At 70.8% G+C, this 13332-nt stretch carries 12 protein-coding genes; 8 read left to right on the top strand and 4 right to left on the bottom strand.

What is annotated here, in order from left to right:
- The first annotated feature begins 112 nt into the window (after positions 1–112).
- Positions 113–988, top strand: a complete 876-nt coding sequence (locus E8D38_RS14635; protein ID WP_140631930.1) for an AraC family transcriptional regulator — start codon at positions 113–115, stop codon at positions 986–988.
- 166 nt (positions 989–1154) lie between these two features.
- On the opposite strand, the gene E8D38_RS14630 is transcribed toward E8D38_RS14635, so the two are convergent.
- From E8D38_RS14630 to E8D38_RS14615, 4 genes are all read right to left on the bottom strand, one after another.
- Positions 1155–1610 carry a carboxymuconolactone decarboxylase family protein gene (locus E8D38_RS14630; RefSeq protein WP_140631927.1) on the bottom strand — a complete coding sequence of 152 codons (456 nt, stop codon included), beginning with the start codon at positions 1608–1610 and terminating at the stop codon, positions 1155–1157.
- A 166-nt stretch (positions 1611–1776) separates the two neighbouring features.
- The gene (locus E8D38_RS14625; protein ID WP_140631923.1) at positions 1777–2667 is read right to left on the bottom strand and encodes an RNA polymerase sigma-70 factor; all 891 of its coding nucleotides are present in this window, start codon (positions 2665–2667) and stop codon (positions 1777–1779) included.
- Positions 2668–2832: 165 nt separating this feature from the next.
- The gene (locus E8D38_RS14620) at positions 2833–3585 is read right to left on the bottom strand and encodes an SDR family oxidoreductase (RefSeq protein WP_140631919.1); all 753 of its coding nucleotides are present in this window, start codon (positions 3583–3585) and stop codon (positions 2833–2835) included.
- A gap of 126 nt (positions 3586–3711) precedes the next feature.
- On the bottom strand, positions 3712–5136 hold the full coding sequence (locus E8D38_RS14615) for an aldehyde dehydrogenase family protein (protein WP_140632301.1): 1425 nt from the start codon (positions 5134–5136) through the stop codon (positions 3712–3714).
- Positions 5137–5263: 127 nt separating this feature from the next.
- Here E8D38_RS14615 and E8D38_RS14610 point away from each other — a divergent pair, with 127 nt between their 5' ends.
- Genes E8D38_RS14610 through E8D38_RS14580 form a run of 7 tightly spaced genes read left to right on the top strand, consistent with a single transcriptional unit; the run spans position 5264 to position 13174 of the window.
- Positions 5264–6223 (top strand): ABC transporter permease, encoded by a 960-nt coding sequence (locus tag E8D38_RS14610; protein ID WP_140631916.1) that lies wholly within the window; start codon positions 5264–5266, stop codon positions 6221–6223.
- Positions 6216–7064: an ABC transporter permease gene (locus tag E8D38_RS14605; RefSeq protein ID WP_140631913.1), complete on the top strand. Its 849-nt coding sequence runs from the start codon at positions 6216–6218 to the stop codon at positions 7062–7064. Before E8D38_RS14610 ends, E8D38_RS14605 begins: the two co-directional genes overlap by 8 nt.
- Positions 7061–8062: an ABC transporter ATP-binding protein gene (locus tag E8D38_RS14600; protein WP_246099498.1), complete on the top strand. Its 1002-nt coding sequence runs from the start codon at positions 7061–7063 to the stop codon at positions 8060–8062. Before E8D38_RS14605 ends, E8D38_RS14600 begins: the two co-directional genes overlap by 4 nt.
- Complete coding sequence (locus E8D38_RS14595) at positions 8059–8859, top strand: ATP-binding cassette domain-containing protein (RefSeq protein ID WP_140631910.1); 801 nt, start codon at positions 8059–8061, stop codon at positions 8857–8859. Before E8D38_RS14600 ends, E8D38_RS14595 begins: the two co-directional genes overlap by 4 nt.
- 38 nt (positions 8860–8897) lie before the next feature.
- Positions 8898–10385, top strand: a complete 1488-nt coding sequence (locus E8D38_RS14590) for an ABC transporter substrate-binding protein (protein WP_140631907.1) — start codon at positions 8898–8900, stop codon at positions 10383–10385.
- A gap of 9 nt (positions 10386–10394) precedes the next feature.
- On the top strand, positions 10395–11792 hold the full coding sequence (locus tag E8D38_RS14585) for an amidase (protein ID WP_140631903.1): 1398 nt from the start codon (positions 10395–10397) through the stop codon (positions 11790–11792).
- Positions 11793–11845: 53 nt separating this feature from the next.
- Positions 11846–13174: a tetratricopeptide repeat protein gene (locus E8D38_RS14580; protein WP_140631900.1), complete on the top strand. Its 1329-nt coding sequence runs from the start codon at positions 11846–11848 to the stop codon at positions 13172–13174.
- Positions 13175–13332: the final 158 nt, after the last annotated feature.

Below are 13332 nucleotides of genomic sequence, written 5' to 3'. Positions count from 1 at the left end.
TTTCCTTTGCGGAGTTGAAGGGATGAAGAAGCAGCTGCCAACGCCAGTGTGCGGGCCGCTCGAATACCATTGGTTGCCTTTCATCCGAACAACGTACCTATTCGTCCACGCCATGCCAGCAGCAGCCCCGGTGGATCGCCTGTCCGGCGTGCTCGAGCACTTCAAGGTCCGGGCACGCCTGTTCCACAACGGCCCGTTGTGCGGCGTGAGCCGCTTCCCGGCCGAGCCGGGGCGCGGCTTCCTGCATGTCATGCGCAGCGGCCGGCTCGAACTGCCCGGCAGCGCCCGGGCGGGCATGCCGCGGCGCCGCGTGTTCACCGAGCCGACGCTGCTGTTCTACCCGCGCCCGCTCGCGCACCGGTTCCACAACCCGCCGCGCGAAGGTTCGGACTTCGTGTGTGCGGAGCTCGAGTTCGACGGCGGCGAGCGACATCCGCTGGTGCGCACGCTGCCGCCTTTGATCGTGCTGCCGCTGGCGCAGGTCGAAGGGCTGGAGCCGGCGCTCGCCCTCCTGTTCAACGAAACCGAGCGGCTGCGCTGCGGCCAGCGCCTTTTGGCCGACCGGTTGTTCGAGGTGGTGCTGATCCAGCTGCTGCGCTGGGTGATCGACCACCCGGCCGAGGTCGGCGTGCGGCCGGGGCTCATCAACGGCCTGGCGGATCCGCGCCTGGCGGCGGCGCTGGTGGCCCTGCACGAAGAGCCGGGCGCGCCATGGAGCCTGGCCGCCATGGCGGCGCGCGCCGGCATGTCGCGCAGCGCCTTCGCGGCCGCTTTCAAGGCCGCGGTCAGCCAGCCGCCGGCCGACTACCTGGCCGACTGGCGCCTGAGCCTCGCGCAGACCGAGCTGCGCCGTGGCCGCCAGGTCAAGCAGATCGCCGACGAACTGGGCTATGCCAGCGCGCCGGCGCTGTCGCGGCTGTTCAGCCAGCGGCTGGGGTGTTCACCGCGGCAATGGCTGGAGCGCAGCCGGGCCGAGGGCCCTCGGTAGGTGTGGGTTGGCAGGCGCGGTGCGGGCCGTTCTGCCGGACCAGGCGGGAAGTTTCGAAGACTGACCTGTTGCCCTTGGGTGTACTCGAGAACCCGGTCGATGCACTCGCGCATATGCGCGAGCAGCACTCGATCACTGTCTGGCCCCGGGATCACAGCTCGACAGGTCAGGCGTTCTCCGGCATCGGGTTGCGGAAGCTCACGTTGAGCAGGTTCCAGGCAGTGATGTTGGCGATCACGAAGCCGAGTTCGGCGATCTCCTGGTCGGTGAAGTGCTGCTTGAGTTCGGCGAAGTCTTCGTCGCTCGGGTCGCGTTGCGGGATCAGCGTCACCGCCTCGGCCCAGCGCAGCGCCGCGCGTTCGCGGTCGCTGAAGAAGGGTGCCTCGCGCCAGCCGGCCACGGCATTGAGGTGGCGCGGGTCGGCATCGAGCTTGATCAGGTCGCGCCAGTGCATGTCGATGCAGTAGCCGCAGCCGTTGATCTGCGAAACGCGCAGCAGCACGAGGTCCACGAGGCGGGCGCCGAGCAGGTCCTTGCGCAGCGCGCCCGAGAAATTGAGCATGGCCTGGAAGGCCTTCGGGGCGAGCTGGTAGTAGGGCAGTCGGGCGGCGTGAGCGGTCATGGCACGGTCCTTTCGGTTTGGCTTGGGTGGCGGCCGCACCTTGCGACCGCCTACATCCTTCAAGACGTGGCGGCGCGCCGGCTTGTGACAGGCTCAGAGAAAAATCATGCGGCGGTCGACCTCGAAGGCCACACCCCGGCAGAGGCAGCCTCCACGCAGCATCGCCTCATGCCTGTGTCATGCCGGCGATACCGGCCAGCTTGTCCGGGTTGCGCACCACGTACATCGCGGTGATGCGCTCGCCGTCGGTGACGAAGGCCTGGGCCGACTCGAGCTGGCCATCCACATAGCGCAGCAGCCCGGGCTCGCCGTTGATCTGCACCAGCCGGTAGGTGATCACGTCGCCCAGACGCTTCGACAGCGCCCAGAACAGGTTGGTGATGCGGTCGGCACCGCGCAGCACCTCGCCGAACGACGGCACCTTGCCGCCGCCGTCGCCCACCAGCTCCACGTTGTCGGCCAGCAGCGCCTTGATGGCATTGCGCTCGCCGCTCTGCGCCGCATGGATGAACTTCTCCAGCAGCGCGCGGTGCGTCGCCGGCGTCACCTCGAAGCGGCGGCGTTCTTCCTGTACCCGCTTGGCGGCGCGGCTCACCATCTGCCTCACGGCCGCTTCCTGCTTGCCCAGCAGCTCGGCGACGTCGGCGTAGTCCTGCTCGAACATCTCGCGCAGCAGGTAGGCCGCCCGCTCCTCGGGCGCCAGGCGCTCCAGCACCCACAGGAAGGCCACCGAGATGTCGCTTGCCTGCTCCAGCAGCGCCTCGGGCGAGCGTTCGTCGATCTCCTCGACCAGCGGCTCGGGCAGCCAGAAGCCGACATAGGTTTCACGCTCGGCCTTGGCTGCGCGCAGCCGGTCGATGGCCAGCCGCGTGACGATGGTGACCAGCCACGCCTCGGCGGACTGCACGCTGGAAGCGTCGCTGGCGTGCCAGCGCAGCCAGGCGTCCTGCAGCAGGTCTTCCGCGTCGGCGCGGGTTCCGAGCATGCGGTAGGCGATGGCAAACAGGCGCGGGCGCAGGGCGGTGAAGACGTCCGTGTCGGACAGGGACTGCGTCATCGTCAAGAAAGCTCCTTCGTCATGTTCGATTGCCTCGCGGTCCTGAAGTCGCGCCGCGGTCGCCAGACCCGGCGCACCCCGGCAGGGGCCGCGGAACCGGCTTCGCCGGGCCGCAGGCACCGCCCCCTCGAGGGGGAGCGGCGAAGCCGCTACGGGGGTGGGCCATCAGACACAGCGGCCGCCATCCACCTCCATCGCGACGCCGGTGATCATCGACGCTTCGTCGCTGCACAGGAAGCATGCCGCATTGCCCAGGTCCTCGGGCGTCGAGAAGCGGCCGATCGGGATGGTGGACAGGAACTTCGCGCGCAGCTCCGGCGTGTCGCCGCCCATGAAGGTGGACAGCAGAGGCGTCTCGCCGGCCACCGGGTTGAGCGCCACCACGCGGATGCCCAGCGGCGCCAGCTCTACCGCCATCGAGCGGGTGGCGGTGATGACCCAGCCCTTGCTGGCGTTGTACCAGGTGAGCCGGGGCCGCGGGCTCACGCCGGCGGTGGAGGCCATGTTGAGGATCACGCCGCGCCGGCGCTCCTTGAAGTGCGGCAGCACCGCGCGCGCGGCGAGGTAGATGGACTTCATGTTGACCGCGAAGAGGCGGTCGAAGTCTTCCTCGGACAGCTCTTCCATCGGCTGCGGCAGGTGGCCGATGCCGGCGTTGTTGACCAGGATGTCCAGTCCGCCGAAGTGTTCCCAGGCGGCTTCGACCATCACCGTCGTGTCGGTGGCGCTGCTCACGTCCACCCGCAGCGCACGCGCTGCGGTGCCCAGCGAGGCCGCGAGGTCGAGCGCGGCTTCGAGGTTGCGGTCGGCGATGAGCACCTGCGCGCCTTCGGCCACGAACTTGCGCACGATGCCGGCGCCGAAGCCCGACGCGCCGCCGGTCACGATCGCGATCTTGTCCTGCAGCCGTCCGCTCATGTCTGCCCCTCGTCCGGCGCGTACGCCGGCCGATCCCCCGGGGGGATGCGGGCCGGCTTGGGAGCGGCCCGGCGCTCGCCCCGCGACATCGAGGTTGACACAGGGTGTCTCATGTCTGCCCCCTCTTCAGCCATGGTGGATCGCCACCGTCTTCAAGCGCGAGAAGCCGTACAGCGCCTCGAAGCCCTTCTCGCGGCCGTGGCCCGACAGCTTCACGCCGCCGAAGGGCAGTTCGATGCCGCCGCCGGCGCCGTAGTTGTTGACGAACACCTGCCCGCACTTCAGGCCGCGAGCCATGCGCCATTGCCGCGCGCCGTCGCGCGTCCACACACCGGCCACCAGGCCGTAGGGGGTGCCGTTGGCAATGCGCAGGGCCTCGGCCTCGCCGTCGAACGGGATGAGCACCTGCACCGGGCCGAAGATCTCTTCCTGGGCCAGCGCGTGTTCGGGCGGCACATGGTCGACGAGCGTGGGCCGCACGTAGAAGCCGTCTTCCGGCGCATCGGCCACCAGCTCGCCCTGCGCCACGATCGGCAGGCCGCTGTCCACCGCCAGCTGCAGGTAGCGCTCGACCACGGTCTGCTGGCGCCGGGCGATCACCGGGCCCAGGTCGAGGTCGGCCAGTGCCGGCCCCACCTTCAGCGAGCGGTAGCGCTCGGCCATCAGGTTGCGCACCGTGTCGTACACCGGCCGCTCCACCAGCACGCGCGAGGCGGCCGAGCAGGTCTGGCCGGCGTTCTGGATGCCGGCATTCACCAGGTAGGGCAGGGCGGCCTCGAGGTCGGCATCGGCAAACACGATCTGCGGGCTCTTGCCGCCCAGCTCCAGCGTCACCGGCACCGCATGTCTCGCGGCCGCGGCCTGCACCAGCGCGCCGGTGGCCACCGAGCCGGTGAACGACAGGTGGTCGACGCCGGCGTGCGACGACAGCTCGGCGCCGGCTTCCTCGCCCAGCCCCGGCACCACGTTCAGCGCGCCGGCCGGCAGCTGCGCCTCGGCGGCGATGCGGGCGAAGGCCAGCGCGGTGAGGCAGGCCTCCTCGGCAGGCTTGAGCACGCAGGCGTTGCCCATGGCCAGCGCGGCGCCGACGCTGCGGCCGATGATCTGCATCGGGTAGTTCCACGGCACGATGTGGCCGGTGACGCCGTGCGGCTCGCGCAGCGTGAGCGCGGTGTAGCCGTTGGCGAAGGGCAGCGTCTGGCCATGCACCTTGTCGGCCGCGCCGGCATAGAACTCCAGGTAGCGCGCCAGCGCCACCGCATCGGCGCGGCCCTGGCGCAGCGGCTTGCCCACGTCCAGCGCCTCGAGCCGGGCCAGCTCGTCTGCCTGCTCGAGCACACGCCGGCTCATGGCCAGCAGCAGGCGGCCGCGTTCGGCGGCAGTGAGCCGCCCCCAGTCGCCCTCGATTGCGCCGCGGGCGGCACTCACCGCTGCGTCGACGTCGGCCGGCCCGCCGCGTGCGATGTCGGCCAGCGGGCTGCCGTCCGACGGGTTCACGAGCTCCAGCGTCTCGCGACTGGTGCTTTCGCACCAGAGGCCACCGATGTACATGCGGCGGGTGTCGAAGGGGATCGGGTCGGGTCGTCGCACTGCGGTGGGCTCCGGCTGGCTTGTCGGCAACGAGGCAAACAGGATACGCTGCGGCGCCCCGGCCCGGGGCCCGCCACTTTCCCTCTTGATGAGCTGGTTTCTGTTCAAGCGAGCGCTGACCTTCGCCGCCACCTTGCTGTGCGCGTCGGCGGTGATCTTCTTCGTGCTGGAGGTGCTGCCCGGCGATGCGGCACTGGTGAGGCTGGGCGACACGGCCACGCCCGAGGCGGTGGCGGCCCTGCGCGCCCAGCTGGGGCTCGACCAGCCGGCGGCGGCGCGCTACGGCGCGTGGCTGTCGGGGCTCGTCACCGGCGACCTGGGCACCAGCGTGGCCTACGGCACCCCGGTGTCCGAGCTGATCGGCGAGCGGCTGGTGGTGAGCCTGCCGCTGGCGCTGCTGGCCATGCTGCTGACCACCGTGGCGGCGCTGGCGCTGGGCATCTATGCCGCGGCCCACCACAACAAGTGGGGCGACCTGGGCGTCATGGGCCTCAGCCAGCTCGGCATCGCGATCCCCAGCTTCTGGTTCGCGATCCTGCTGATCCTGGTGTTCTCGGTGCAGCTGCGCTGGTTCTCGGCGGGCGGCTTCCCCGGCTGGACCGAAGAGGCCGGCGGCGGCTTCTGGCCGGCCCTGAAGGCGCTGGTGCTGCCGGCGGTCGCGCTGGCCGCGGTGCAGGCGGCCATCCTGGCGCGCATCGTGCGGTCGTCGGTGCTCGAGGTGCTGCGCGAGGACTTCGTGCGCACCGCGCGGGCCAAGGGCCTGTCGCGGCGGTCCGCGCTGTGGCGGCACGTGCTGCGCAATGCGATGGTGCCGGTGGTCACCGTGATGGGGCTGCAGTTCGCGAGCCTGCTCACCGCCACCATCGTGGTCGAGAGCGTGTTCTACCTCCCCGGGATCGGCCGGCTGGTGTTCCAGGCCATCGCCAATCGCGACCTCGTGGTGGTACGCAACGTGGTGATGCTGCTGGCCGGGATGGTGGTGCTGGTGAACTTCGTGGTGGATGTCCTGTACGGGGTGATCGACCCCCGCCTGCGGCGCGATGGCTAGCCTCGCGTCGTTCTGCCGCCTGGCCCGCCGGCACCGCAGCTTCATGCTCGGTGCGGCCCTGGTTGCGCTGCTCCTGCTGGCCGCAGCGCTGTCGCTCGTCTGGACGCCTCACGACCCCGTCGGGCTCGACATCCCGCACAAGCTCCAGCCGCCCACGCCGGCCCACTGGCTCGGCACCGACAGCCTCGGCCGCGACGTCGCCACGCTGCTCATGGTGGGCGCACGCAACTCCATCGCGGTGGGCGTCATCGCGGTGGCCATCGGTGTGCTGCTGGGCGTCACGCTGGGGGCGATCGCGGCGGCGCAGAAAGGGTGGGTCGAGGAGCTCGCGATGCGCGCGTGCGACTTCACCTTCGCCTTCCCGGCGCTGCTCACCGCCATCATGCTCACCGCCATTTACGGCCCGGGCCTGCTCACTTCGGTGGTCGCGATCGGCCTGTTCAACATCCCGGTGTTCGCACGCATCACGCGCGGTGCGGCCAACGCGGTGTGGTCGCGCGAGTTCGTGCTGGCGGCGCAGGCCTGCGGCAAGGGGCACGCGCGCATCACGCTCGAGCACGTGCTGCCCAACATCGCTTCCATCCTCATCGTGCAGATGACCATCCAGTTCGCCACCGCCATCCTGGCCGAGGCGGCGCTGTCATATCTCGGGCTCGGCACGCAGCCGCCGCAGCCCTCGTGGGGCCGCATGCTCAACGAGGCGCAGACCCAGATGTTCCAGGCGCCGCAGCTGGCCATCTACCCGGGCCTCGCCATCGCGCTGTCGGTGCTGGGGCTCAACCTGCTGGGCGACGGGCTGCGCGACCTGCTCGATCCGCGTCTGGCGAGGGCACGGTCTTGAGCGCGACGCCACTGCCACCGCCGCTGCTCGAAGTCGAAGACCTGCGGGTGCGCCTCGGCACGCCGCGCGGGGAGGCCGAGGCCCTGCGCGGGGTGAGCTTCTCGATGCAGCGCGGCCAGACGCTCGGGCTGATCGGCGAGTCGGGTTGCGGCAAGTCGATGACCGCGCTGGCCGTCATGGGGCTGCTGCCGGAGGGCGCCACCGCGAGCGGCAGCATCCGCTTCGAAGGGCGGCAGCTCGTCAGGCTCGACGAGGAGTCCCTGTGCGCGCTGCGCGGCAATCGCATGGCCATGGTGTTCCAGGAGCCGATGACGGCGCTCAACCCGCTGCACACCGTCGGCCGGCAGGTGGCTGAGCCGCTGCGCCTGCACCAGGGGCTCGACGCGGCCGCGGCGCGGGCCGAGGCGCTGCGGCTGCTGGACCGTGTGCAGCTGCCGCAGGCGGCGCGGCGGCTGGACGCCTACCCGCACCAGCTGTCCGGCGGCCAGCGGCAGCGGGTCACCATCGCCATGGCGCTGGCCTGCGGGCCGCAGCTGCTGATCGCCGACGAGCCGACCACCGCGCTCGATGCGAGCACCCGGCGCGAGGTGCTGGCCCTCATCGGCGAGCTGGTGCGCGATGCGGGCATGGGCCTGCTGCTGGTGTCGCACGACCTCGCGCTGATGGCCGGGCAGGTGCAGCAGGTCATGGTGATGTATGGCGGCACGGTGGTCGAAAGCGGGCCGACCGGCGACGTGTTCGGGCGCCTGGCGCACCCCTACAGCCGCGGGCTGTTCGCCGCGCGGCCGCAGCTGGGGCTCGGCCGCGGCCGCCGGCTGCCCACCATCGCCGGCCGCGTGCCGGAGCTCGCCGACCTGCCGCGCGGCTGCCCGTTTGCCGACCGGTGCCCGTGGGTGGTGCCGGCCTGCCGCGAGGCCTTGCCGCCGCGGTTCGAGGTCGGGCCTGTGCACCATGCCCGCTGCATCCGGGTCGACGACGTGCTCGGAGCCCGCGCATGAATGCCGCACCTGCGCTGCTCGAGGTGCGCGCCGTGAAGCGCCACTACCGGCTGCCGCGCGAGAGCCTGTTCCAGGCGCCGCCGGTGGTCGAGGCGCTCGACGGGGTGAGCCTGCGCATCGAAGCCGGCCGCAGCCTCGGCATCGTGGGCGAATCGGGCTCGGGCAAGTCGACGCTGGCCCGGGTGGTCATGGCGCTGGAAAGGCCCGACGCCGGGCAGGTGCTGCTGGCGGGCACCGACCTGCATGCCCTGCCGCGCGCCGCGCTGCGGCGCGCGCGGCGCGATTTCCAGATGGTCTTCCAGGACCCCTACGGTTCGCTCGACCCGCGGCAGCGGGTCGGCACCATCGTCGCCGAGCCGCTGGCGGCGCTGGGCGGCTGCCCCAGGGACGAGCGCATCGCCCGCGTGGCCGAGTCGCTCGAAGCCGTGGGCCTGCGCGCCGGCGACGCACAGAAGTACCCGCACGAGTTCTCGGGCGGGCAGCGCCAGCGCATCGCCATCGCGCGCGCGCTCATCACGCGGCCCCGGCTCATCGTGGCCGACGAGCCGGTGAGCGCGCTCGACGTGTCGGTGCAGGCCCAGGTGCTCAACCTGCTGCAGGACCTGCGCGAGCAGTTCGGCGTCAGCTACCTGCTCATCAGCCACGACCTCGCGGTGGTGGACCACGTCTGCGACGAGGTGGCGGTGATGCAGCACGGCCGCATCGTCGAGCAGGGCCCCGCGCAGCAGGTGTTCGGCGAGCCGCAGCATGCCTATACCCGTGCGCTGCTCGACGCCCTGCCGCCGGTTTTGTCATGATGGCGCGTCCGGCGCCAGCCCAACAGGAGAAAGCCCAAATGAGGTTCCCGCTTCGTGCCGCTGCCGTGTTCGCCGTCTCGGGCGCAATGGTGTTCGCCGTTGCTGCCCAGGGCCGCAAGGATGCCGCGGTCATCGGCATCACCCTCGAGCCGCCGGGCCTGGACCCCACCACCGCGCCGGCCGCGGCCATCGGCGAGATCGTGCACTACAACGTGCTCGAGGGCCTCACGAAGATCCAGATGGACGGCACGGTGAGTCCGCTGCTGGCCGAAAGCTGGAAGCTCGAGCCCGACGGCAAGACCTACACCTTCAAGCTGCGCCGCGGGGTGAAGTTCCACGACGGCGAAGCCTTCGATGCGGCCGACGTGAAATGGAGCTTCGAGCGGGCCAAGGCCGAAGGTTCCACCAACAAGGCCAGGAAGCAGGTGTTCGACAACATCGCCCGCATCGACACGCCCGATCCGCACACGGTGATCGTCACGCTCGACAACGCCGACGGCGACTTCCTGTTCCGCATGGGCGAGAACACCGCGGTGATCCTCGACCCGAAGAGCGCAGCCACCACCGCCACCCGGCCGGTCGGCACCGGCCCGTTCACGTTCACCCACTGGGCAAAGGGCTCGGCCGTCACCTTGACGAAGTGGGACGGCTTTCGCAACGCCGCCGCGGTGAAGCTCAAGCGGGTGACCTTCCGCTTCATCAACGACCCGGCGGCGCAGGTGGCCGCGCTGCTGGCCGGCGACGTGGACGCCTTCCCGCGCTTCCAGGCCTCCCAGAGCCTCGCGCAGTTCAAGAGCGACCCGCGCTTCTCGGTGGCGGTGGGCGGCACCGAGGGCAAGACCATGCTCAGCATCAACCACCGCAGGAAGCCGCTCGACGACGTGCGCGTGCGCCGCGCCATCGCCCACGCCATCGACCGCAAGGCGCTCATCGACGGCGCGATGGACGGCTACGGCAAGCCGATCGGCAGCCACATGGTGCCGAGCGACGCGGGCTATGTGGACCTGACCGGCACCTACCCATACGACCCCGAGAAGGCGAAGGCCCTGCTCAAGGAAGCCGGCGTGGCCACGCCGCTGCAGCTGTCGCTCACGCTGCCGCCGCCGCAGTACGCACGCAAGGGCGGCGAGGTGGTCGCGGCCCAGCTGGCCAAGGTGGGCATCGTCGCGAAGATCGAGAACGTCGAATGGGCGCAGTGGCTGTCGGGCACCTTCAAGGGCAACTTCGACCTGTCGATCGTGAGTCACGTCGAGCCGCTGGACATCATGGTCTATGCCAACCCGCAGTACTACTTCGGCTACGACTCCAAGGCCTTCCAGGCCCTGATGAAGAAGTACAACGGGACCACCAACCCCAGGGAGCGCACGAAGCTCATCGGCGATGCGCAGCGCATGCTGGCCGGCGATGCGGTGAACGCATGGCTGTTCCAGCTGCCGCAGTTCGCGGTGGGCAGCGCCAGGCTCAAGGGCCTGTGGAGCAGCTCACCGGTGTTCGCCAACGACATGGCCGCCGTCTACTGGCAGTGAGGGCGGCACGTGGCGCAACTGCATGAACTCAGCGCGGTCGAGCTGGTCGGGCTCTACCGCCGCAAGGAGGCCTCGCCGGTCGAGGCCACGCAGGCGGTGCTCGATCACATCGGGCGCTGGGAGCCTCACCTGCAGGCCACCTATGCGCTCGATGCCGACGTGGCGCTGGCCATGGCGCGCGAGTCACAGGCGCGCTGGCTGGCCGGGCGGCCGCTGGGCGAGGTGGACGGCGTGCCGACCATGCTGAAGGAGAACATCGCCACCCGCGGCGTGCCGGTGCCGCTCGGCACCGCGGCCACCGAGCTGGTGCCCGCACCCGAAGACGCGCCGCCCGCCGCGCGCCTGCGCGAAGCGGGGGCGGTGTTCCTCGGCAAGACCACGATGCCCGACTACGGCATGTTGTCGTCGGGGCTGTCGAGCTTCCACCCGCTCACCCGCAACCCCTGGGACCTGAGCAAGAACCCCGGCGGCTCCAGTTCTGGCGCCGCGGCCGGCGCAGCCGCGGGCTACGGCCCGCTGCACGTGGGCACCGACATCGGCGGCTCGGTGCGCCTGCCGGCCGGCTGGTGCGGCCTGTTCACCCTGAAGCCCAGCCTGGGCCGCATCCCGATCAAGCCGCCGTACCCGGCCCGCGTGGCCGGCCCCATGACCCGCAGCGTGGCCGACTCGGCGCTGCTGATGCAGGTGCTGTCGAGGCCCGACTGGCGCGACCACATGAGCCTGCCCTACCAGCCCATCGAATGGCAGCGGCTCGAAGGCCGCGAGCTGAAGGGCCTGCGGGTCGGCCTGTGGCTCGACGCCGGCTGGGGCACGCCGGTCGAGCCGCAGGTGCAGGCCGCCGTCGTTGCGGCGGCGAAGCAGTTCGAGGCCGCCGGTGCCATCGTCGAGCCCGTCGCGCCGTGGTGCCAGCGTTCGATGATCGAAGGCGTGGACCGCTTCTGGCGCATGCGCTCCTGGATCGACATGAGCGCCTTGCCCGAGGAGCGGCGCAACCGGGTGCTGCCCTTCATACGCGCCTGGGCCGAGGGTGGCGCCCACCTGGGCGGCGAAGAGGTGTTCAAGGGCTACAGCCAGATGCTCACCATCCGCGAGGCCACGGTGGCCGCCACGCAGGCCTTCGACTACGTGCTCTCGCCCACGTCGCCGATGCCGGCCTTCGCTGCCGAGCTGCCCTGCCCGACCAACGACGTGACCCGGCCGTTCGACCACATCGCCTTCACGCTGGCCTACAACATGAGCGAGCAGCCGGCGGCTTCGGTCAACTGCGGCTACACCGGCGAGGGCCTGCCCATCGGCCTGCAGATCGCCGGCCGCCGCTTCGACGACCTCGGCGTGCTGCAGATGGCCCGTGCGTGGGAGCAGATGCGCGGGCCGCAGAGGCCATGGCCGACCCCACCGCAAGCGTAGTCATGGCGGCGGGGGTATCGTCGCGCGCAGCTTGTGGAGTGAGTGAACCGGTCATGAAAACAGATGCTCGCGGCTGCGCGGTCAGCACCCGGTCACAGGCCGCGGTCGACCACCTCGAACGTGCCTACTGGCGCCTGGTCTCCTTCTACGGCACCCCGCTCGAAGACCTCGACGCCGCGAGCGCCGCCGACCCGCAATGGATGCTGCCTCACGTCGTGCGTGCCGGCTTCCTGCTGTCGGTCACCGAGCACAAGCTGCTGCCCGAGGCGCACGCGGCGCTGGCCAGGGCGCAGGCCCTCGCCGCGGGCGCCAACGACCGGGAGCGCGCGCAGCTTGCCGCCGCCCATCGCTGCTTCGGCGGCGACTGGCACGGCGCCTGCGCGGCCTGGGACGCGCTCCTCAACCAGCACCCTCGCGACCTGCTGGCGCTGCAGCTGGCGCACCTGTTCGACTTCTACCGCGGCGACGCCCGCAACCTGCGCCAGCGCGTCGCGCGGGTGCTGCCCGAATGGGACAAGTCGGACGCGCTGTACCCGTACGTGCTGGGCATGTATGCCTTCGGGCTGGAAGAAAGCAACCTCTATCCGCAGGCCGAGCAGGCCGGCCGCGAAGCGGCGGGCGGCAGTGCCTGCGTGCCCTGGGCCATCCATGCGGTGGCGCATGTGATGGAAATGCAGGGCCGCCACGAGGAAGGCCGGGCCTGGCTCAACACACGGCGCAGCTGCTGGGCCGAAGACGACAACGGACTGGCCGGCCACAACTGGTGGCACCTCGCGCTCTTCCACCTCGAGACGCTGGACGTCGCCGGCGCCTTGCAGATCTATGACGAGCAGATCGCCACCCAGGCCGCGATCGACGTGACGCTGCAGCGGCTCGATGCCACCGCACTGCTGTGGCGCCTGCACCTGCTCGGCAGCGATGCGGGGGCTTCGCGCTGGGCGGCCAATGCGGCGGCCTGGCAGCAGGACGAAGCCGCCGCGGGCTTCTATGCCTTCAACGACCTGCATGCGCTGCTCGCGTTCGTGGGCAGCGGCCAGGTCGAGCGGGCCGAGGCGCTGGTGGCCGAGGTCGCACTGAAGGCCGAGCGCGACGAGGGCATCAACAAGGCGATGGCGCGCGAAGTCGGCCTGCCGCTGATGCGCGGCCTGCTCGCGTTCGCGAAGGCGCGCCATGACGAGGCGATCGGCCTGCTGCAGCCGATGCGCACGGTGGCGCACCACTTCGGCGGCAGCCATGCGCAGCGCGACCTGATCGACCAGACACTGCTGGCCGCCGCGGCACGCAGCACCCACCACAGGGGCCTGGGCCGTGCGCTGCTCAACGAGCGGCGGCTGGCCAAGGCGACCACGCCGCTCACCCAGCACTGGGCTTCGCAGCTCTGACTCCCGCCTTTCGCGCTCGAGAATTTCGACGGCCCGCTAGTGTCCTGTCCCGTGGATAACTGGCATAAATAGTGCGTGCCATTGCGGTATCTTGGAACTGGAGATACCGCGATGACGAGAGGCAGGCCGAAGGTCGAACTGGTTGTGACCGACGACGA

This window comes from Methylibium rhizosphaerae, from assembly GCF_006386545.1.
In the GTDB taxonomy this organism is placed as follows: domain Bacteria; phylum Pseudomonadota; class Gammaproteobacteria; order Burkholderiales; family Burkholderiaceae_C; genus Pseudorivibacter; species Pseudorivibacter rhizosphaerae.
The sequence above is the reverse complement of the archived record's forward strand: the minus strand, read 5'-3'. Positions and strand labels throughout refer to the sequence as shown.

What these genes read in the sequence shown, in the direction of transcription:
- E8D38_RS14590 (WP_140631907.1), top strand. Translation starts at nt 8,898, where the DNA reads ATGAGGTTCCCGCTTCGTGCCGCTGCCGTGTTCGCCGTCTCGGGCGCA.
- E8D38_RS14620 (WP_140631919.1), bottom strand. Translation starts at nt 3,585, where the DNA reads ATGAGCGGACGGCTGCAGGACAAGATCGCGATCGTGACCGGCGGCGCG.
- E8D38_RS14635 (WP_140631930.1), top strand. Translation starts at nt 113, where the DNA reads ATGCCAGCAGCAGCCCCGGTGGATCGCCTGTCCGGCGTGCTCGAGCAC.
- E8D38_RS14610 (WP_140631916.1), top strand. Translation starts at nt 5,264, where the DNA reads ATGAGCTGGTTTCTGTTCAAGCGAGCGCTGACCTTCGCCGCCACCTTG.
- E8D38_RS14630 (WP_140631927.1), bottom strand. Translation starts at nt 1,610, where the DNA reads ATGACCGCTCACGCCGCCCGACTGCCCTACTACCAGCTCGCCCCGAAG.
- E8D38_RS14580 (WP_140631900.1), top strand. Translation starts at nt 11,846, where the DNA reads ATGAAAACAGATGCTCGCGGCTGCGCGGTCAGCACCCGGTCACAGGCC.
- E8D38_RS14625 (WP_140631923.1), bottom strand. Translation starts at nt 2,667, where the DNA reads ATGACGCAGTCCCTGTCCGACACGGACGTCTTCACCGCCCTGCGCCCG.
- E8D38_RS14595 (WP_140631910.1), top strand. Translation starts at nt 8,059, where the DNA reads ATGAATGCCGCACCTGCGCTGCTCGAGGTGCGCGCCGTGAAGCGCCAC.
- E8D38_RS14605 (WP_140631913.1), top strand. Translation starts at nt 6,216, where the DNA reads ATGGCTAGCCTCGCGTCGTTCTGCCGCCTGGCCCGCCGGCACCGCAGC.
- E8D38_RS14615 (WP_140632301.1), bottom strand. Translation starts at nt 5,136, where the DNA reads ATGTACATCGGTGGCCTCTGGTGCGAAAGCACCAGTCGCGAGACGCTG.